The sequence below is a fragment of the Pedobacter sp. ISL-64 genome, from assembly GCF_018613605.1.
Taxonomy (GTDB): domain Bacteria; phylum Bacteroidota; class Bacteroidia; order Sphingobacteriales; family Sphingobacteriaceae; genus Pedobacter.
The window spans coordinates 105,540-127,584 of record NZ_JAGGPU010000023.1 but is presented as its reverse complement, the minus strand read 5'-3'; the positions used below and the strand labels follow the sequence as shown (position 1 = coordinate 127,584).

Genomic DNA, 22,045 nt, shown 5'->3' with positions numbered 1-22,045 from the left:
GATAAATCTCCTCATGTTATCGTCATTGCGAGAAGGCCTTTTCGGCCGACGAAGCAATCTTATTAGCAAGAAAGATTGCTTCGTCGTTCCTCCTCGCAATGACGAATTTTCTTAGAAACTGTCAATGGTAGCGGAATGAAACGCAACCGAGAACCACGAAGTGCTCTGCGCAGCAAAATCTATCTATTGTACTCAAATCAGGCTCAAAGACCCTCCATTACACTTTGCTCCAGTCGGGATAACGACCTATCACTTGCATTATTTTTTGGAAAGCAATTACAGCAGCCTTTGGCCAAAACAGCCCCGCTCCCGCTTCTGCCAATTAGAAGGAATTAGCATCCCGCTCCGATCGGGTTTAGTGATCTTAAACAGTGCTACTATTCAGGGTAAAATAAACCCGACCGGCAGCGTTATTCCTCCCGATTTTACATCGGGATTCAAAGGAATTAAGCAAAGGGCGGGATTATCGGAACCGAAGCACCACATACACTGCTTTTCAAAAAAATGATCAATTCTATAGATCCCTCCATTTCGCTGTGCTCCAGTCGGGATGGCGAATTGTTCTATTAATTCTTCACCCTGTTCTTTTCTGCATCGGCACCAGAAGACTCGTGTTTAGCCGGCGAAGAAAAAGCTTTACCAAAACGGTAACTATAACTCACCACAACCGACCTCGAATCCTGACGGTTAACCCAGTTTGCTTCTGTGTTTGCCAGATTATTGATTATACCATTATAAATACGGGTTCTGAAAATGTCGTTAGCGGTTAATTTCAATGTACTTTTTGCTGAAAGTTTTTTCTGCACCGCTGCACCGAAATCATGTACTTCACCCAATAAAAACTGTACATTAGATAGTTTACTTTGGTAACGCATATTTACCTCTGCATTCCAGGTCGGACTGATTTTGAACTGCAAATTCGGATTTGCTCTTAAATAACTTCCATTGGTAACCAAAAAACCTGTGTAGAAATCTGTTTTTGAAACTATTTTTGCATACTCAACATAAGCATTCAGCTTAACCCATTTGGTGAGGTCGATCTCTGCATTTACCGAAACATTGGCCACTCTTGTTTTGCCCACATTTGCTGGTCTGCTGTAATAGGTACCATTTAAAATTTCGATGGTTTCGTTCACCTCATCTCTCACCCAGCTGTAACCAAATGTTGTGGTAATCTTATTTTTATAAGTATGAGAAAGTTCGATACTTTGGGTAAATGAAGGCTTTAAAAAAGGATTGCCAACATAATAGGTAAACTTATCCAAAGGAGAAAAGAATGGATTAAGATCCTGATAATACGGTCGGTCGATTCTTCTTCCATAATTAAGCCCCAGTTGATTGTTACCTGCGGTATCGAGTTTATAGGAGAAATAAAGCGTCGGAAATAAACTGTTATAGGTTCTTTTAAAACTCGAATCGGGTTTAATTAGATTGCCCAATTGATGGCCGTTAGAAACCGTGTTTTCATACCTCAAGCCAGCCTGAAGCGAAAACCGCTTTCCTTCCCGGCTCATATTCAGATAAACTGCATTGATGTTTTCTTCATATAAAAAGTGATTGCTCTTTTCATAATCGGCATTGGTTTTCCCGTTTGCGGTATTAAAGTAATCGGCAATGTTATCGGTTTTGGTATAAGCGGTTTTAACGCCCGCATCAAGCTTCCACTTATTTTCCAGTGGATGCGAATAATCAGCTTTAGCGGTATAGATGTCAATATTTGAAGGCAGGTTACCTGTTAAAATATCCTGGTATTTTAAGGCTCCACTGGGCAGGTAACTGAAGTTGTAGTAAGTTTGATCGGTTTGATTTCGGTAAAGCAGATAATCGGCATCAAAGGTCAATTCTCGTCCTGCCTGCTTAAATTTGTGCCTGTAATTTAAATTTACGCCTGCATTTTGATATTTGATCTGATCGATATTTTCAGCCCTGATGACCGAATCCAATTGCATCGAAGCATTGGATAAATTACTGGTATTGTTGTTTACCTGTTTAGAAATCCGGTTCATTCCTGTAAGTACCACGCCCCAGGTTGTGCGGTCTGATGCATAATAATCAAGCCCTGTCTTCAAATTAAAAGTATTGCCATGCCTGCGGAAATAAGAATTCTGATTAAAGTAGGATTTGGCACTACCATCATCATTTTTATATTTCCGGTTCAGATCAAGATCAGTAAAACTATTGTTCAGATTATAACTCAGATTACCAAAAACATTGATTTTATCCTTGCGGTAATTAAAGTTGAAACTGTTGTTCGAGCGACTTAATTCGCCTTGATTTAAGCTCAGGTTAATCCCTCCATTAAACCCAGCGATTTTGGTTTTCTTGGTTTTGATATTAATTACCCCTCCATTTCCCGCAGCGTCATATTTAGCAGGCGGATTGGTCATCAGCTCAATTTGATCAAGCGAGGAGGAAGGCAGCGAACGCAGGTAATTATCCAGGTCGGCACCCGATAAATAGGTTGGTTTATCATCAATGAAAATAGCCACCCCACTCTTGCCTTTGAGCGAGATTACCCCATTCTGATCTACATTTACCCCGGGCGATTTACTCAGCACATCCATTGCTGTTGTACCCGCATTGGAGATCAAAGCATCAACATTGACAACAGTACGGTCTATTTTCCGCTCTACAAAAGCTTTCTGACCCGAAATATTCACCTCTTTTAAATTGGTTGCTCCAGCTTTAATGTTGATGTCGGCCAAATTGATAACAGCCCGATTGGCGGTTAAAACCAAGGTATCGGTTTGATAGATAGGCGAACCTACAACCGATACCTTGATGAGGTATTTTCCATAGCTGAGCTTATCGAAACTAAACAATCCATCCTTTTCGGTGAAGGTTGTTTTAACCAACACCGAATCTTTAAGCAGTGCAGCTGTGGCAAATTCTATATTTTTTCCATCGGCATCCAATACACGACCGTAAATTCTGGACTGAGGAGTTTGGGCTTGAGCAAAAGTAAAGGCAATATTCATCCATACGGCTAAAAAAGCCATGAGCTTAAATTTCATGATGTGAATTGGATTAGCGTTTTTAGAACTTAGTTTTTATGGTTTTCGATCAGAAAATTATACATCAACGAATGCTTATCGTTTTTCAAAAACTGCTGTTTGTACTTTTTCTGTACATCAGCATTTTGTTTTACGCCATTTACAATTAAATCGTCTTTATTGAGTTTATACGACAATTTATTGGTACTGGTAATAATACCGTCTTTCATCAACTGTTTATTGATTGCGTCGGTATAATCATGTCCATCTCCGTCGGTTACCGTTTTCGACGTAACCGTACGTTGTGTACTGGTTCTGCTGCCTGTTCTTTCATTATAAACTGGTGGCATAGGCGGAGTTGGAGGTGTGGCCGGAGTTGCAGGGGTAGCGGGTACAGCACGTGGTGCTCTGGGTGGGCGTGGTGCACGGGGAGGTACCTGATAACCTTCACCCTGCTTATATTCTTTTGCCCATCTAGCATATTCCTTTGCATCTGTGGCTGCCTTTTTAGCATAAGCAATGGCTTGTTTTGCGTCAGCTTCTGCTATTTTAGCATCTGCAATGGCCTGTTTCCGATCTGATTCGGTCAGTTTACCGTCGGCTTCTGCTATTTTAACATCTGCAATAGCCTGTAGCCGATCTGATTCGGCCTGTTTAGCATCACGAACAGCTTGTTTTGCATCTTCTTCTGCCTGTCGCATATCCTCTTTTCTGGCTTTCTCATATACACTCCTTGCCCTTACATCCTCATCTGTTTCACTTTTTTTCAGTTTTTCCTTTTCGTTTAACTTTTTCAACTGACGGTCCATCCTTGCATTGATCTCTTTTTCTAACTGATCTGCAGATTTTTCGTCAGCCGGTTTAGATTTCTTAGTGGTGTCTTGTTGAACCAATATTGATGTTGATATGGTTTTGCTGGTAACTGTTTTTGCATTGCCCACGCTCTTGAACGCAGCACTGCAAACCACAACCGATACCAGGGCGATGGTTAATATTGTCTTTTCCATTTTGTTTAAAGTTGAGTTGGTGTTGAATAACATCCTGCTTGCTCTGTGCAGCAGGCTACCTTTCTTACCCGTTATCGCCATGGTATAAGCAGGTGCACGCTGCTTAAACTCCTGACAGAATATAAGGGCCTGAACGTAGTTTTTTCGATCGCTTACACAGGCAATGGCCAAATCATCACAGCAATGTTCGCGTTCTGTTTTTATTAATTGTGATACCCAAAGTACCGCTGGGTTAAAGAAGAAAACGATTTCGATAAAACTTTGTAATAGGTTTACCAGGTAATCTTTGCGTTTAATGTGAGCCAGTTCGTGAGAAAGAATAGCCTCAGCCTCTGCATTTGACAGGCCGGTAAGCAAACCCAATGGGATCAGAATTAAGGGTTTAAAATGCCCCACAACCATTGGCGCCTGTGCAATGCCCGATTGCATAATTTTAACGGACTGACTTAAACCTAATTTTTCGGCCAGCATAGCTAACTTTTCATCCCACTGTTTACCTGCAGCATAAGTTTTATGTTTACGCAAATGATATACACCATTTAAACCTACCACTAACTGAATACTTTTTCCGCATATAATTAAAAACCAGATCAGTACAATCTGATATGCATAGGCATTCCATAAAGAAAGAATTTTGTTCAGTCCCGAATACATATCATGCTGAACGTTTGCAATTACAGGCTCATCTGTAGCTCCACCAGGAAGATTAATCACCACCTGATCAGCTATAGAACCTATAGGCTTTTGCAGTTCCTTGTAAAAGGTGAAAAATATGGCCACAACAAACAACGCTAAACATATGGTGAGCAGGTTATAGCGCATTGCCGCACTTGCTTTTCGGGTAGTAAACATAACAACACCAGCAAGCAAGGCCAATATTACCCCAAGCCATAATGAGTGGAACAGTGTAGCTCCAAGGGCATGCAGCCAATTTTCAGGTAAAAGGTTAATTAACTTAAATTCCATCATTGTGGTTCTTTAGAATCTGTTATTATTAATTATTCCATGCTATCCAATAGCCGCTTTATCTCTTCTATTTCCTGTTTTGAGGTTTTCTCATTACCCAGAAGCTGCATCATTAACTGCGAAGCAGATCCTTTATATAAGGTATTTACAAAACGGTCTAGCAACTGCACTTTGGTTTTCTCTTCAGCCTCAACAGGAATATAAATGTGCTTCATTTGGCTTTCATCACGTTTTAATATTCCCTTTTCGGTTAAGATCTGCATCTGCTTTAAAGTTGAGGTATAATTTACCTCCCGCTGTTCATTCAATTTATCGTTTACAAACCGAACTGTAGATGGCCCGAATTCCCATAATACCTGAAGAATTTCTAATTCAGCTTTAGTAGGTTCAGGCAGATTATTTTCAGTTTGATTAAGTTTCATAAACCAAAGGTACGATTTATTTCGTACGATACAAATATTACGTTTATTATTTTTCACTCAAATAAATAAAGTGTTGATTTTTAATGAATTAAAAATAATTTATCATTTAAAACCTGAACAGATAGGGTATTGCATCTTTAGAACAAGGCAATTTTATTAATCCAACCAGATCTAAAAAGTATAAACAACTCAGGAATAGAAGATGCTTTGACAACAATCATTAATCGCATTAATTCTTATCAATAGAAATAAGGTAAGGCTTAAGCAAATTTGGGAATCAAAATTTATCCTATGCCTCATATTTTTGTTTTATGGTTACATTTTATCGCTTATAAAAATTAAGATGACAGATAAAACGGATACCATTCATATTCTGTTTATCAAATATTTGATATTAACAGCAATTTACCTCGTGCTGTTGGCCATTTTTGGTGAATATTATTTTTTTATCAGGTTTAATATCGAGATCTTAAACCTTGACGGCCTTGCCGACCTCTTATTATCACAAAGAGGGCTTTCGTATTGGGAAAAATGCGCTTTTTTAATCTTTCTACCATTTATCATTACCGCAGGTTTTATTATTCACTACTGGATCTACGATATAACCAACCCGCTATTTACCAGAAATTTCGCCCTTCTGATCGGCATATTGCCATTTACGTTTTTACCATTCCTCATCAGCTTTCAGGATATTAAGCTCTTAATGGTGTTATTCGGCATCACCCTTTTTCTTTTACTGCTGTTATGGATTATTCTTTTTCATGTTAGGATGTTTCAGTTTAGCTACCTGTCATTTCATTTATTCATTACCTGCTGCCTGATCACAACCTTGGCTGTACTTGCAAGGATCGATCTGGAAGCACAGAATTGTTTAAACAACAGAAAAAACACTAACACCCTTAAAAACTTAAACTCCTCATCGGTAGATAACGGTATTATTTTTATTGGCAATACAACATCTTTTGAGTTTTATTACTCACCTACGGAACAAAGAAGTATTATCCTACCTAAAAACTAAAAACGGTTATTTAGGTTAATTTTTGGCACTAACCAGACTTTTTAATTAGTTGTTTTTGCCATCTTGACTACAATCAAAAAAATTATTGATAATTATCAACCTGTTTATCCGTCATAATAACGATTTTTATTGGATATTTGTCTATTAATCCCTATAAAAACCCTTAATAAATGCCTTTTTCAAAAATGCTTGTTAAAAAACTGTATCATTTTTTTAACAAAGCCTGCAGTATTATCTTCACTTCCGTCAGGATAATTTTTCCACCCAGCGATTGAAGTATTTTGCTACCCTCATTATTTCCAATTGTCTATCTTCTTTTCTCGAAGACCTTAATTTAGTCTATCGAAAAGCCTTAAATAACGTAACAACAAGGTCCGGAAACCAGGTTTAACACCTGTTTTGCCAATCCTAAAGGAAACTATTGCCTTCAGGATTAAACATAAAATTTAAATGGAGGGATCTAAAATCTTGATTATACTTGAAGATTTCGATCTAAGGATAAAAATCACCGAGATACTAACAATCGGGAAATACAATGTAAAATCAACGAGTAGCGGTAAGCAGGCAATCGACATTATCAGAAAAAGTCCGGTAGATATAATTATTTCGGGGGTAAATGTAGCTGAAATAGACGGAATTGGGGTATTGCGTGTTGTTAATAAATTTATGGAAACTGCAGGCATCAGTTTTATTATGGTATTGAACAATCAGGATTATGACCTTGCCCGCAGAGTGATGGAATTGGGTGCAGATGGCTACCTCATGGCTCCTTTTGATGATGGCGAGCTGCTTAATCATGTAGAGGTAAAGCTCCGAAAAAAAAGGCTTCAACATGAATTATTTTTAAAGCAGCATACTCAATTAAAAAATATCCACAAAAGCAGCGATGAGTTATCCTGGTTAAAATCAAGGTTTGAAGGCTGTTTGCCCAGATCTTTTAAAAAAAATCAGGTTCTTTATTATAGGGGAGAGAGGCGATCGCTCGGATTACATTACATTTTATCGGGAAAGATAAAAACATATGTAGCTGATTCCGCCGGTAACATACTTATCACTGGCATTTATGGCCCACATGAATATTTCGGACTTCAGGGCGCACTATTAGGTGCTGAAAATAATGAAATTGCAGAAGCCATTGATAGTGTTGAAATACTGACCATCCCTTATACCGATCTGCAGAATTTAATTACAGACTACCCGGACATGTTCAGTATTTTTGCTAAAACTCTTGCCCATGGCTTGAACAACCGTGATGAAAAGCTGTTGAATATGGCCTATTATTCTGTAAGGAAGAGGATAGCAAAAGCAATTATTGAACTGACTAAACTAAGCCGTGAGTCTGCAGAGAATAACAGATTTATACTTCCCAGATACGATTTGGCATGCTTGATAGGCATTGCAACCGAAACATTGAGTAGGGTGCTTGGCGATTTCACGAGAGAGGGGTTAATTGAAAAAGAAGGTAATAACATTATTGTACTGGATATGAACGCTTTGAAAACGATGAAAAATTAGCACACGCTGATCTGGAATATCCATTTTGAAACCTATCATTCAGCCCACATTGCTGCCCAGTTTTAGCAATGAGTAAGATCAAGATAAGTCTTGATCAAAATCAGAGGAAAATTAATTTTTAATACAGAATTTAGTTGCAGCCGTAGCATAATACCAAAAAACGATCGTCGCACAGAAAAATACTAAATCGATTTAGAGTGCGTGAAGATACTTAAAAAGCTAATGCTTAGGGTGGACGGATTAGTTTCTAACTAATTATCCTCCCAACAACACCGTGCAGTGCCATTGAAACCTGATAAGAAACCATCCCCTGTTAATTTGGGCATGAATCTGAGCTTTGGGCATGATCGGTTTGTAAATGCGATTTACTCAATAAAAACAAATCAATATGTTAACCACAAAACTTAATTAAATCAACATGGAAGTAGGCTACATCAAATATTTTTTAAGGGTATTTCTTCCATTGTTAGATCGGAAGAAAGATAGAGCAGCCATCCGTTTTATGTACAGACATACAGCCTTTCTCAGTATTTGCAAAGGAAAAACGCTTTTTAAGCCAAACAGTTCAGCTGCTAACGGTAGCATTATAATTATAGCAGATGGCCTGGTTAACGGCTATTTAGTGAATGAAGAGGCCGAACAGGCCAATATATGGTTGGGCACGAAAGGTAGTGTATATATACGGAATAACTTTAAACAGACGGACGGCAACTTCAACCTTTTTGCCATAGAGGATACTATCGTTTTTTTTATAGACCAAACTGAGCTGGCGGAAGGTTGCGAATGGTACCCTGTTCTTGACTCTTTATTTAATACTTATCTCCTCCAAACTGCCATATCTGATGTAAACAATAGAAACATCTTATTTAGACTGCAGAATACTGAAAACAGAATATCGCTATTTAAACGTATTTACCCTGGACTATTTGACCAGATCCCTACTGACCTGCTTCTCTCCTATCTTGATATTGATTTAAGCTTAACACCTAAGCAAAACTTGCAAATAAATAGTGTATATAGCAAGGATATACTTACTAATTTCTAAGATCACATATTAAAAAGAGCAATTTCTCTGTTAGGCAATCACAAACTAGAAAAGATAATTACCTTAATTGTATTGGCAGTTATTCTAGGCAGCACTTTTGGCGGGTTAAAAATACAGCAGCTATCCACATTTTATACGGTATACATGAAACTTTCTATATTTTAAATAAAAGTATACGATATACACGAAACTTTTTATATTTTTGATAAAAGCATACGATATACATGAAACTTATAAAAAGACCGATATATACAAACCGGGTTATTCCGTTTATCAATAAACAAGTAATTAAAGTACTTACTGGTCAAAGGCGCGTGGGCAAAAGCTACGTAATGCTTCAGTTGATGGAAAATATCAAAGCCACAGATAGCAATGCTAATATTGTATATGTCAATATGGAGGTAGATGATTTTTCACATATTAAAACACATGAAGATTTATCTGCTTATCTTAAAGACAAATTTCCATCTGATAAAAACAACTATTTCTTTATCGATGAGGTTCAAGAAGTAAAAGAATTTGAACGGACTTTACGGAGTTTACTGGCAAAAAACACCTGCGATATTTATTGTACCGGTAGCAATGCCAATATGCTTTCTGGTGAACTTGCTACTTATTTATCAGGCAGGTATATCGTTTTTCAGATCCATGCCTTAAGCTTTCTTGAATTTCTTGAGTTTCATCAACTTGAAAATAAATCAGAGTCACTCATGCTTTATCTTAAGTACGGGGGAATGCCGTTTTTACTAAATATTGGGCTAGAAGAGAACCTACCTTATGAATACCTTAGAAGTGTTTACGCTACAATATTGCTAAAAGATGTAGTGGCCAGAGAGAATATCCGCAATGTTTCCTTTTTAGAAAACCTGGTTACCTATCTCGCAGACAATATGGGCAGTTTATTTTCGGCCAACAATATCAGCAAATATCTAAAATCTCAAAAAGTAGATATTTCTACCCAGCTAACCATAAATTACCTACGGGCATTAAGCAATACTTTTTTTGTGCATAAAGTTCAGCGCTCTGAAGTGGGGGGACTAAAAATATTTGAAATAGGGGAAAAATATTACTTTGAAGATTTAGGCCTCCGAAATGCCATTATCGGTTTTAATCAATTGGCTGATATCCATAAATTGATGGAAAATGCAGTTTACTTACATTTAAGGCAACAGAACTTTAATGTTTTTGTTGGTAAACTAGGTGACAACGAAATTGATTTTGTGGCAGAAAAAAACGGCAAAAAAATATACATACAAGTTTGCTTGACCATACAGAGTGAGAACACTGCCACCCGGGAATTTGGAAATCTTTTAAAAATAGAAGACAACTATCCAAAATATGTTATTACTTTAAATGATGTTATATTCGGGCAAAACAAAGAAGGTATAATGCAGAAAAACCTGCTTGAATTCTTATCTGAACAGAGCGATAACTAATAAATATTTAGATTAAATTATTTATATACAATAACCATAGGAAAGCTCCACAATCTCCTATGGTTATCAACTTTATCATTAAAAAGGATCGCCTTATCCCTTAAGCTGTTTAATTACTGCGATAATATCTTCTTCTCCATATTTTGAAGCTGCCGCTTCGAAAGTATTCAGTGCTGTTTTAGCCAATGGCGATGAAATACCCTCTTCTTTTGCCAGGTTCAGATCTTTTACAATATGTTTAAGTGCAAAAGCAGCTTTGTAATTATCCGCAATAATTGCATCACCTTTAATTTTGGTAAAAATATTACCAATGGCTGCATTATTGATCAATTCTAATAAGTCTTCTGTTTTAATCCCTTGTTCATTCGCAAACAAAACGGTTTCAGCCAAACCCTGTGCATATAGGGCCAAAAGAGAATTGATGGCCAGTTTTGCGCTGTTGCCTGCGCCATTACCGCCGACAAGTTTGGCAAGTTTGCCCATTTTTTCCAAAATCGGTTTTACCTGATTAAAAGCAGCTTCTTCACCGCCAACCATGATAACCAACTGACCGGTTTCTGCCTGCTTCACACTCCCTGAAACCGGCGCATCTAAATAAAAGTTTCCTTTTGCCTTACACTGCGTGGCCATTTCTTTTGAAATTGAAGGAGAAACCGTGCTCATATTGATGATAATCTTACCCGAAGTTTCTATACTAAAAAGGCCTTCTTCTCCCTTAAAAATCTGTTCTATAGCGGCATCATCAGAAACCATTACGATTACCACATCAGTAGCTGCAATCAGCTCTTTAGGTGTTTCGGCTATTGATGCGCCTATCTCTTTCAACGAAGCTTCTTTATCCTTGCTCCTGTTATAGACAATAACTGTATAATCTGCTTTTATCAATTGCTCTGCCATTGGGATACCCATATTCCCTAAACCGATCCAACCTATTTTTGTTGTATTCATTTCTTTTTTTTATAAAGCAAATGTGCCAAAGAAAAAGCTGAAATTCTTAAACCCCATGTAAAAATGATACGATGAAGTAATTATTTGAATTAGCCGCCTTAATATACTAATATTTTTAGTAAATTAGCGCCGCATTAAAATAATCTTCCACTTTGTAATTATCAGATTATATGGCCAGCCCGCTTAAAGATTTATATTCTCCAGCCTTTTACGATAGATTAGCCCATGCATTAACGGTTACTGTTCCAGGTTTCGATAAAGGAAAATTTATTAAAAAGGTTTTCACTGCTGACTTCGAATCAAAAGAATTAAAAGAGCGGATGAAACATACCTCGAAGGTATTACATGATTTTTTACCCGAAGATTACCCTCAAACGATAGCGTTGATTAAAAAAACTATCGCACAATTAAGGCTGCAGGGTATTGGAGAAGATAGTCTCGCCTATATGTTTCTACCAGATTATATCGAAACCTATGGTATAGATGATTTTGAAGGTTCGGTTGAAGCACTCGAATATGTTACGCAGTTTGTAAGCTGCGAATTTGCCGTTCGTCCTTTCATTTTAAAATACGAAAATGAGATGATTTTAAAAATGCAAAAATGGTCGCTGCACGAAAGCCATAAAGTGAGAAGGCTTGCCAGTGAAGGAAGCCGCCCGCGTTTACCCTGGGCCATGGGTATCCCCTTTCTGAAAAAAGACCCGACATCCATTTTACCCATACTGGAAAACCTTAAAAAAGATCCATCAGAATATGTAAGGCGGAGCGTTGCCAATAGCTTAAATGATATTGCAAAAGATCATCCTCAGGTTGTTTTAAATGTTGCTAAAAACTGGTCGGGCTTGGGTGCCGAAACCGATGCCATTATTAAACATGGCAGCCGTACATTACTTAAACAAGGCCATGTCGATATCCTTAAACATTATGGCTTAGATGATACAGGGATTTTATTAAAAGATTTCAAAATCTTAACGCCTCAGGTCAAAATTGGCGAAAGTCTGGAGTTTTCATTTTCTATTCTAAACGAAAATCCGACTGAACAAAAAGTGAGGTTGGAATACGCCATTTACTATAAAAAGCAAAACGGCCAGAACACCAAAAAAGTGTATAAAATTTCGGAGCGGATTTATCCTGCGGGTGCAGCAGTAAACATTATCCGCAAGCAAAAATTCGTGCTGATTACTACGCGTAAATTTCATCTGGGCGATCACCAGGTTTCGATGATCATTAACGGTGCTGAGAAGGAAATTTCACACTTTGAATTAACGGCTTAGTTTGAATTTTAATTCATCGAGCAAAGCGACCTGCTTTTCGTTAATGTGTTTAATGGCATTATTGTAGGCAAACCATTCGGCATTGTCTATTTCAGCAAAACTTTGCTTTTTACCCGATCGCGGCGGCCATTCTATTTCGAAGGTATTACTAACAATAGTTGATGGATCAAGTTCTCCTTCCACAGCCCAGCACAATACTTTTTTACCTCCCTTTTGCACAACGGGAGTTAATTCAATAAAGTCGCCGGTTAAGCTTTGACCTGTTTCTTCTTTAAATTCGCGGATGGCAGCTGTTAAAGCTTCTTCACCTTCATTTAATTCTCCTTTGGGCACCGTCCAAAAGCCAAGATCTCTTTTAGCAAAGAACGGTCCGCCCGGATGAACCAGAAAAAATTCTACCTGCTGATCATTTCTTCTGAAGAGCAATATTCCGGCACTTTGTTTCATAAGGGTAAGGTAGGGATTTGGAATTAAAAAATTGATAATGAACTGATCTTGGTATCCTTTGGTTAAGATCCTGAAACAAGTTCAGGAGGACGACAACTCATTGGAATTAATAATGCCTAATCCCGCGTTACGTCTTGCTGAACTTGTTTCAGCATCTGTTTTGTAACAGGAGATCTTTGATTACATTCAGTGACATAAAAGTATTTGGGAACAATAATATACAATATAGACTACAGTTTATTGCAATAAAAAAGCAGTCAAGTTTTTTAAATCCTGGCTGCTTTATATAATCTGGTATGATGAGATTTTATTGGAGGCGTTTTACAACAACCCGTACAAACCATGGGCGTAATTCCTTAATGAAGATGATACCGTCTTCATCTTTTCGGGAGATGGGCCTTTTACTTTATAGGCTTCTGGATGAAGTTCTAAAGGCTGTTCGTTAATTTGTTCTAAGGTGTGTTTGTTACCTAGTGTTGCATTTTGTTCTTCGCTTAATTTTAAAGGTGCCATGATCTTGAAATTTATACTACAACAACAGGATTACATGGAATAAGTTTGTTGTTTTTTGTAAATTTTTTAAAATTATTTTTCAAGATTCGAAATCCAGTTTTCTGTATCCGAAATTTTAACCGGAACGGCCGAAGCAATGATTTTCAGCACACCTCCGGCATTAATATCCTCTTGCGTGATATAGTTCTTTTTGAAAGACTTTCCGTTGAGGAACACAGCCTTGATGTATTTGTTTTTCAAGCTAAAATTTTCCGTTTCGATGGTAAAAGTTTTTCCTTTCGGCAGGTTATAACTTAACGATGGAAATAATGGCACGTTTAAATAATAAATCGGCCAGCCTACACAGGCAGGAGAAAAACCACTTGCTGCAAATACATACCAGGCACTCATCGCTCCGGCATCGTCATCCATTGTACGCAGATAGGCATGTGGTTGGTTTCTGTAAATTTTACCGATATAACTACCTATTCCGCGGCTGTTATCGTTAAAATAATTCTGAATTACGGTATCAGCAGCCAGTTGATGCATCCAATATTGCGATTTATAACCCGACTTGGTTACATTATACATTAACGGAACCTGGAGATCCGGTTCGTTGGCATGGTTATATAAATCGCGGGCAAAAAATTCATCAAGTTTTGCCAGATAAGATTCCTCTCCCCCGTCCAATTCAATCAATCCTTTAAAATCATAAGGCACAAACCATCGATATTGCCAGATGGTACCCTGATATAAACCACGGGCCTGCATGTGGTCGACATCATTTTTGCTCATATCTTTAAAATCCTTGTTCCAATATTTCTTGTATTCTAGCGCTTTATTGAGATAAAAATCAGATTTTTCTTTATTCTTTAAAATCTTAAAGATTTCTGCCAATGCCCAGTTATCGTAACTCGATTCCAGTGCTTTATCTGGAGATTTGTAATCCAGGCCATTTACCTCTTTCACTAACGAATCGGCAATCTTGTTAAAATCTACCGGATAACCCTTGCGGTAGGCATCAAGCAAAACCACAATGGCATGTTCAGAACGTACGGTATTCGAAGGCTCATTTTGCCCTGCGTAATCCTTTTTACCCGAATTATAAAGATCAGCGATAGAACTCACCATTCCGGCATATCTATCCTGTTCAATTAAGGATAGCAAAGGTAACTGTGTACGGTAATTGTCCCAAATGGCCCAACCGTTATAGCGGATTTCTTTATCTTTCTGAATTTCGCCTTTTGTGTTGCGATATGTTCCATCGGTTTCAGAAATCACATAAGGTGACTGCATGGTACGGTATAAAAGCGAGTAGAATAGCTTTGCACTTTCCAGATCGCCATTTACGGCAATTTTAGAGAGATTTTTGTTCCAATCGGCTTTGCTTTGTTCTTTTACAGTGCTGAATGGATTTTTATTGATAGAAGCTTTTGCGGCTTCAACACTTACCGAAGAAAGCGCAATATTGATGCCTGTTGAAGTTAGCGCTCCCTTTAACGTGGCAATCATTTTATGATCGTCGATTACTTTCCATGATACATTATCGCTAATTTCCATATAGTAGAACAGCTTGTACTTACCTGCACCACAGGTTGTTTTTGAGGTAATCCAACCGCTTACTACATTTCCATTTACCTCGTGCGCTTCGGCAACAAAAGCACCGTTAAAGGCGTAACCTAAATCGAGATAAAAACCTTTGGCCCCTTTCGGGAATTGATAGGCATGCTTCCCGGCTTTACCCAATACGGTAAAACTGGCTTTAATTTTATTTTCAAAACCTACTTCATAGTAACCTGGACTTGCTTTTTCAGAAATCTTGATCAGTTCTGACTTTGTCGGATCACTGCCTAAAAATGGTTTGATGAAAATATTACCGCCCGAGCCCTGACAGCCTACGCCTTCGAAACGGTTATGGGTAAAGCCTTCAAATTTCTTGGCGAGGTATTCGTAACCGGTATGTGTTTTAGGATAAGTTTGAGGGCCAATGCTCAACATGCTAAAAGGAGCCGATGCAGCTGGCGACATCTGCCCATGATCTGCTGAAGATCCTAAAAAAACGTTCACCTGATCTACAGGCTTTGCTGTTTTAACAGAAAAAAGCTGTGTTTTTTGTTGAGCTAAAACGTTTAATGAAAGAAGCGGCAATATTGCCAGTAGTTTAATAGGAAGCTTCATTATTTGTGTTTATTTTTAAATTGTCCTAAAATAGTATTTTAACATGAAGTAGCTATTATGTTTTAGGTTCTTTACAAAGAGGGAGAAAAAGCTTTAACAAAATATGATTTTTTATTTTTGGAGCGCAAGGTCTGTCCAGGATAAAAAGTTCCCTCCCGTTTTTCGCTTTTACGCTTCGCTGCCTCGTACCTCGTTGCTGCAGGGTAACACTTTAACCGGGGCTAGGTAGCAACAGCAGTATTTCATTTGTTGGGCTGCAGGGTGCAAAACTCTTGGATCTAAACCCGATTGCAATGAATCCCGACGTAAAGTCGGGAGTAATGGAGCGGGACTACAAGCCGTCGAGAATTACAACCCAGTCACTTTCAAAAAAAAGGCATAAAAAAAGCCGTCCTAATGTAAAACATGGACGGCTCTAAAGTAATCTTATCTAATTATTTAATATTAACCGGAACAGAAATTTTATCCCATTCTAAAGCAAATCCGCTTTTTGTAATTTTATAAACTAAACGCTCTTGTGTAGCTTTTAAGGCTTTGGTTTTAACATCAACACGTAAAGCATCTTTAGCTTCTTCGTATTTGTAAGCGCCCCACTGTTTTGGTTCTTTGTTAAAGATAGCTGTCCAGGTTCCGCTTTCTTTAGGGATTAAAAAGAAGCTGTATTTTCCAGCTGCCAAAGCTTTGCCTTCAACTACAATATCTTTATCAGTTTCGAAAGTAGTAGCCTCGTTTGCACCTGCACGCCACACTTTATCAAAAGCCTCTAAACCGCCCCAGATTTTACGTCCTTTTACTGCAGGGCTGCTGTAATTGATGGTAATAGTTGCACCTTTAACTTTTCCTGTCGCTGTAGCAGCAGGACTTGGCTTAGGCTGCGCATCTTGTGCCATTGCACTTACAGAAATAGTAATTGCTGTAAATAGCAACGCGATTGATTTAATCATCGTTTTCATAGTATTATATTTATCTGTTTTTGTTGTTTTTGATTTTACGAATTTATGGCTTTAGGTTGATAAAAACTATAATCATAGTGTCGAAAAAAATTGAGCGAAACTTTTACTGTTTCTAAGTTATAGCTCTTGCCGTATTATTTCTTTCTTCCAACAAATCTGATAACCGAGCCCTGCCCGTTATGAAACAAACCCTCATTCAGTTCAATTTCTTTTTCTTCAAGTACCAGAATCTCATAATTTTCGAAATCAGTTCTTATTTCCTCTATTGAAAATAGCATGTCGATTTCTTTTGGTCCACCAACTTTTTCGTTTTTGGCAAGATAATGAAGGTGTTTCTTGCTAAAAGCTTCGAAAATAAGCAAACCGCCCCTGCGTAAATAATTACTTAATGTTTTGTGGTAGGCTGATTTAATTGCCGCTGGAAAGTGTGCATAAATCAAGGCAATAGCATCAAACTGTTCAGCTTTATAGTCCAGCTCCTGGAGTTCGCCCACCTGGTAATCAATGCTAACGTTATTGTTTTCTGCGAGTTGAAGCGCTTTATTCTTTCCTTCAATACTGATATCAAAGGCCGAAACCTTCCAACCAAGTTTAGCTGCAAAAACAGCATTTCGGCCTTCTCCTTCCGCCGGAAAAAGTATTGTTCCGGTATCGAGCTGCATCAACTGTTCTTTTAAATAGTTATTCGGTTGTTCGCCATAAGCAAACTCATCGGTACTGTATCGGTCATTCCACCTATCAACCCAAGCTTCGTTCATATTTAGCGTTATCTATTTTGTCGAAAATAAAGGTATTAAATTTTAGGCTTGCGCTCGGGGAGCAAATATCTGCTGTACGTAAAAATTAGGTTTATTTGTCGACTAAAGTTTTTGGATTAGAAAAAAAGAGGCCAATTACCGAGAACATAATTACTGCTGCTGCGCCAATTACATTGAGCCAAAGGAATGAAACAATATCGAACTCATATACAGCGATAACGGCAATTTCGGACAAAATTGCTGCAATAAATACGATAGGTCCGTTTATCTTTTTAAAATAAAATGCCACTAAAAAAATACCAAGGATTGGTCCATAAAAAAGTGAGCCCAGTACATTAACGGCTTCGATCAGCGAACCCATCTGTGTAGCAAACATGGCAACAGCTATCGAAAAAATACCCCAGGCCAAAGTATGCAAACGGCTATATTTTAGCTCGGTTTCGTCATCTACATCTTTTTTACTAAAAATGAGGTGTACATCTTTTAACGAACAGGCAGCCAGCGAATTTAATGCCGCTGAAATAGAGCCCCAACTGGCCAAAAAAATGACAGCGAAAAGCATGCCGATCATCCCAACGGGAAGGGTATTTTTTACAAAGTACAAAAAGATATAATTGGTATCGGTTTTCTCTGCATTGTAATTCGACTTGTTAATTGCCTCTTCTACCCTGCCGTGCAGTTCTTTCACCTGCTTTTGGGTTGATTTAAAATTCGCTATCGAAGAATTTAAAGATGGTAATTGCTTTTCCTTTTCTACCAGGATATTTTTTGATTGCTGGTTAAATTTCTGCGCTAAAGCATTATGTTCCTTCTCAAAAGCCGCCGCCTGCTGTGGCTGTGTTTCTTTTAAATACTGATAGGAACGCTCATTGAAATAAATCGGTGCTGGCTTTAATGAGAAGAAAGCAAACAATAATGCGCCGATTAACAGGATAGCGAACTGCATCGGGATTTTAACCAGCCCATTCAAGAGTAATCCCATTTTAGCATTGGTATTGTCTTTCGCAGTAATGTATCTTCCCACCTGGCTCTGATCTGTCCCGAAGTAAGAAAGCGCGAGAAAAAAACCCCCGATTAAACCGCTCCAGATATTATATTTATCCTTCCACTCGAATTCGGTGGTAATTACATTTAATTTACCCGATTTCCCGGCAAGGTAAAGTGCGTCTTTAAATCCGATTCCATTAGGCATATGCTGCACCAAAAGATATCCGGCAAAGGCCATTGTTCCTAAAATGATCAAAAACTGCAATTTCTGTGTATGTGCAATTGCTTTTGCACCACCAACATAAGTATAAATCAACAAAATCCCGCCGGTAAGGATATTGGTTAAATAAATATTCCAGTTTAAAACACTCGAGAGGATAATACTTGGCGCATAAATACTAATCCCCGTTGATAATCCCCGCGAAAACAGAAATAGCAACGAAGTTAAAACCCTTGTTTTTTTGTCGAAACGGTTCTCTAAGTATTCGTATGCCGTATATACATTCAACCGTTGAAAAATCGGGATGAAAGTAATGCAAATAACAATCATTGCCAGTGGCAGACCAAAATAATACTGCACGAAGCGCATGCCATCAGTATAAGCCTGCCCGGGTGCTGATAAAAAAGTAATGGCGCTGGCCTGTGTGGCCATAATACCCAGCAGTACAATGTACCAGGGCATTTTATTATCGGCCTTTAAATAGGAAGCATTGCTTTTTTGTCCGCGACCAATAAAAACACCGTAAGCTACAACAGCAAGCAAGGTGAATATCAATACTGCCCAATCGATATTACTCATGCCCAGAATTTAGTAAACAGGTAATAAAATACAATCTGGAATACCAGCGCCAAAGCGAGTAAAATATACCAGGTATTCCAGTTTTTGAGTTGGTTTTTCATCACTTCCCAGCCGATAAAAAGTTAAAGAACAATCTGGTTGCGCCAACATTTCCGGCAGGCAATTGCCTAAAAAAGGCTAATGGTGTATAAATAAAATTCCCTTTTCCAAATTTCGCATATAGGGTTGATCCCTGAAGCGGTTCTTCATCAGTATCGTGCATCTCGAAAAGCGGTTCATACTTAGCATCCCATTTATCAGGAAAATAAGCACCGCGCTCCTGCACCCATCCTTTAAAATCGTCAGCAGTAATTTTATTTGGGTAGTTTAACAGTTTATGTTCAGGTTTTAAAAATTTAACTTCTGCATTTTCTTCGGTCACCCTTTTACCACTGATGCTAAACGGATAAACACCAAAATCCTGTAGCGCCATATCTTGTGTGGTATTGTACTGCATCACAATGGTTCCACCGTTTTCTACGTAACCGTGCAAAGCAGTTTGCCAGTTTTTAATTCTTTTTTCGGTATTGATTACCCTTACTCCTGTTACCACGGCATCGTAACTTGCTAGTTTTGCTGAGTTCAGGATATCTGCTTCTGTTAATACATCAACCTGCAAACCTGCCTGTCTTAAAAACTCAGGGATCAGATCTCCAGCCCCTTCAATATACCCAACTTTTTTCGCCAGCACCTTTACGTCTCCTTTAATCAACCAGGTTGTGGCTGGAACAAAATACTGTAGTGTTGGCAAATGAGGATACTGAATTAATACCTGTCCTTTTGAATATTCATTCGCTTCTGATGAAAAAACAGCTTCTAATTTATTCTGGCTGGTTTTAATTTTGGCTAAATCTTCAACCGGAAGAAGGAAATTCATCGTATTGATGGTATTCTCTGCCAGGTTAATTCCCTGGAAGGTTTTCACTACCTGGTTGCCGATCTTGAAACTCACCTTACCGTAATTAATGTTCTTATTGGCTTTCAAACGAAGGCTAACATTTAAAGCTTCTTTCTCTTTAGCAAAATAAACAGGCTCGCTAAAACTTAAATCGAGTGCGGGGATGATCCTGAGGGCTTCTACAACATCACCTTTAACAGGATCTAATTTTTTATAAGATAAAGGCAATCTGATTTCAAATTTTTCGGATGCTATTTTTAGCGACAACAGCACATTAACTGGCGATTGCATTTCTGGAAGTCCGATTAAAGTATCATTAGCTACGCTGAATGTTGCTGCATCTTTTGCAGGCTTGGCTAACCAATAAGGTTCAGTAAGTGCCGCGTCTGCCGGAATCTGGATTTTACGTTCAATGGTAATCAGCGAGTCGTTGGCAAGCTTTCTATTTAAATTATCTGTCTGGTTTAACCAGCTCACATTTTCAATGGTAACAGGGGTGGCCGATCTTGAAATTAAGTTTAAACGAAAATTATAACTATTGCCGGCAATTGCTTCGGGTTGATTGGTTACCACCTCACCCATAAAACCTATACTGCTTAAAATGATGTTATCGATAGCCGCAAGCTTATCTTTTCTTAAGGCTGCATCCTGCAATTCAGCAATTCTCTTTCTCAGCATCAACAGTCCGTGCAGGCTCTTATCAGGCTGGTTATAATTGAAAGATAACAGGATAATATCAATCAGTTCATCAATATCGCCTATGCCCTTGTCTGACCAGTTAAGGCTTAAGCCATCGAACAAAGTTCTTTTAGCAGGATCGCCTAAAACATTTGTAAAGTAATCGGAACGTACACCGGCCACAGACTGTGTTCCTGCTCCCTGGCTTTTGTGTAAACTTCGGCTTAATCCTGCCAACTCACCATAACCCATTCCCAATTGTGCGTCGTATTGCCCAACGGTTGCCTTTAATTGATTTTCGGCTGTGGTATTTACCGAACCAAATCTAAAGGTGTTCCACAATAGTCTTTTTGGTTGCCAAACAGATACATATTTAAGCTGGTTTGGAAACATATTTTTATCAGCAGCAGCCTTAAATGCCTTCTCTGCAACAACAGCAGAAGCAGCATGCTGACCGTGACCTGCAGCAGCAGTTGGCGGGAAACGACAGATAATTACATCCGGCCTAAATTTTCTGATCACCCAAACCACATCGGCGGTAATGCTATCGGCATCCCACTGTTTAAAAGTATCGTTGGTATTTTTTGAGAAGCCGAAATCGATTGCCCTGGTGAAAAATTGTTGCGCACCGTCCAATCTACGGGCTTCCAAAAGTTCGTGTGTTCTGATCAGGCCTAAGGCTGCACCTTGTTCGGTGCCCAGAAGGTTTTGTCCGCCGTCTCCCCTGGTAAGCGATAAATAAGCTGTTTCTACGTTTTGATCGTTGATTAACCAAGATAATAAACCAGTATTCTCATCATCGGGGTGAGCAGCCAGGTATAAAACTTTCGGAAGGTGTTTTAACGTTTTTATCTCTCTATAAATTTCAGAAGATTTTGCTGGGCGTACTTGTTGTGCAGCACAAAAAACTGCTGGAAAGCAAAATATGAATATTGCGGTTAGTCTCTTAAACATAAAATTTGTTTTGCAAAAACCAAATATGCTCAAAAAGCTTTTAATTAACGCCTCAGAAACGAAAAAGGTACAATTTAGTTTAGTCTTGAGTCGGGAGTTTTGAGTCATAAGTTTCCATCCGTGGTCTGTGTCCTCACAGACCAATAGTTTTTTATATCCATTCGTTCTGTGAGGACACAGACCGAGGAAAAGGCAAAATCCAAATATGCTCAAAAAGCTTTTAATTAATGCTTCGGAA

At 38.4% G+C, this 22,045-nt stretch carries 16 protein-coding genes; 5 read left to right on the top strand and 11 right to left on the bottom strand.

What is annotated here, in order from left to right; translation table 11 throughout:
* Positions 1-566: 566 nt before the first annotated feature.
* The 3 genes from J7E57_RS24350 to J7E57_RS24340 are packed head-to-tail and all read right to left on the bottom strand — an operon-like array spanning position 567 to position 5,388.
* Positions 567-3,014, bottom strand: a complete 2,448-nt coding sequence (locus J7E57_RS24350; RefSeq protein ID WP_215131697.1) for a TonB-dependent receptor — start codon at positions 3,012-3,014, stop codon at positions 567-569.
* Positions 3,015-3,043: 29 nt separating this feature from the next.
* Positions 3,044-4,969 carry a M56 family metallopeptidase gene (locus J7E57_RS24345; protein WP_215131696.1) on the bottom strand — a complete coding sequence of 642 codons (1,926 nt, stop codon included), beginning with the start codon at positions 4,967-4,969 and terminating at the stop codon, positions 3,044-3,046.
* Between the two features lie 29 nt (positions 4,970-4,998).
* Entirely contained in the window at positions 4,999-5,388 is a 390-nt protein-coding gene (locus J7E57_RS24340) for a BlaI/MecI/CopY family transcriptional regulator (protein WP_215131694.1), read from the bottom strand.
* A gap of 343 nt (positions 5,389-5,731) precedes the next feature.
* On the opposite strand from J7E57_RS24340, the gene J7E57_RS24335 reads away from it, so the two are divergent.
* The 4 genes from J7E57_RS24335 (at position 5,732) to J7E57_RS24320 (ending at position 10,402) form a co-directional block, all read left to right on the top strand.
* A complete protein-coding gene (locus J7E57_RS24335) occupies positions 5,732-6,406 on the top strand; it encodes a hypothetical protein (protein ID WP_215131693.1) in 675 nt (224 codons plus the stop codon).
* Positions 6,407-6,856: 450 nt separating this feature from the next.
* Positions 6,857-7,921, top strand: a complete 1,065-nt coding sequence (locus J7E57_RS24330; protein WP_215131692.1) for a response regulator — start codon at positions 6,857-6,859, stop codon at positions 7,919-7,921.
* Positions 7,922-8,339: 418 nt separating this feature from the next.
* Complete coding sequence (locus J7E57_RS24325) at positions 8,340-8,966, top strand: hypothetical protein (RefSeq protein WP_215131691.1); 627 nt, start codon at positions 8,340-8,342, stop codon at positions 8,964-8,966.
* 224 nt (positions 8,967-9,190) lie between these two features.
* Entirely contained in the window at positions 9,191-10,402 is a 1,212-nt protein-coding gene (locus J7E57_RS24320) for an ATP-binding protein (RefSeq protein ID WP_215131689.1), read from the top strand.
* 93 nt (positions 10,403-10,495) lie between these two features.
* Here J7E57_RS24320 and J7E57_RS24315 read toward each other — a convergent pair whose 3' ends face one another.
* Entirely contained in the window at positions 10,496-11,350 is an 855-nt protein-coding gene (locus tag J7E57_RS24315; RefSeq protein ID WP_215131688.1) for an NAD(P)-dependent oxidoreductase, read from the bottom strand.
* Between the two features lie 170 nt (positions 11,351-11,520).
* Between J7E57_RS24315 and J7E57_RS24310 the strand changes: the two genes are divergently transcribed.
* Positions 11,521-12,624: a DNA alkylation repair protein gene (locus tag J7E57_RS24310; RefSeq protein ID WP_215131687.1), complete on the top strand. Its 1,104-nt coding sequence runs from the start codon at positions 11,521-11,523 to the stop codon at positions 12,622-12,624.
* On the opposite strand, the gene J7E57_RS24305 is transcribed toward J7E57_RS24310, so the two are convergent.
* From J7E57_RS24305 to J7E57_RS24275, 7 genes are all read right to left on the bottom strand, one after another.
* Entirely contained in the window at positions 12,613-13,071 is a 459-nt protein-coding gene (locus J7E57_RS24305; protein WP_215131686.1) for an NUDIX domain-containing protein, read from the bottom strand. The genes J7E57_RS24310 and J7E57_RS24305 overlap by 12 nt on opposite strands.
* Before the next feature lie 321 nt (positions 13,072-13,392).
* Complete coding sequence (locus tag J7E57_RS24300; protein WP_215131684.1) at positions 13,393-13,584, bottom strand: hypothetical protein; 192 nt, start codon at positions 13,582-13,584, stop codon at positions 13,393-13,395.
* A gap of 72 nt (positions 13,585-13,656) precedes the next feature.
* On the bottom strand, positions 13,657-15,741 hold the full coding sequence (locus J7E57_RS24295; protein WP_215131683.1) for a glycoside hydrolase domain-containing protein: 2,085 nt from the start codon (positions 15,739-15,741) through the stop codon (positions 13,657-13,659).
* Positions 15,742-16,175: 434 nt separating this feature from the next.
* Positions 16,176-16,694 (bottom strand): DUF2911 domain-containing protein, encoded by a 519-nt coding sequence (locus J7E57_RS24290; protein ID WP_086544840.1) that lies wholly within the window; start codon positions 16,692-16,694, stop codon positions 16,176-16,178.
* Between the two features lie 134 nt (positions 16,695-16,828).
* Complete coding sequence (locus J7E57_RS24285) at positions 16,829-17,452, bottom strand: class I SAM-dependent methyltransferase (RefSeq protein ID WP_215131682.1); 624 nt, start codon at positions 17,450-17,452, stop codon at positions 16,829-16,831.
* A 91-nt stretch (positions 17,453-17,543) separates the two neighbouring features.
* Positions 17,544-19,238, bottom strand: coding sequence for a sodium:solute symporter (locus J7E57_RS24280; protein WP_215131681.1), 1,695 nt, complete (start codon positions 19,236-19,238; stop codon positions 17,544-17,546).
* Positions 19,239-19,338: 100 nt separating this feature from the next.
* Positions 19,339-21,807 carry a PIG-L family deacetylase gene (locus tag J7E57_RS24275; RefSeq protein WP_215131679.1) on the bottom strand — a complete coding sequence of 823 codons (2,469 nt, stop codon included), beginning with the start codon at positions 21,805-21,807 and terminating at the stop codon, positions 19,339-19,341.
* Positions 21,808-22,045 lie beyond the last annotated feature (238 nt).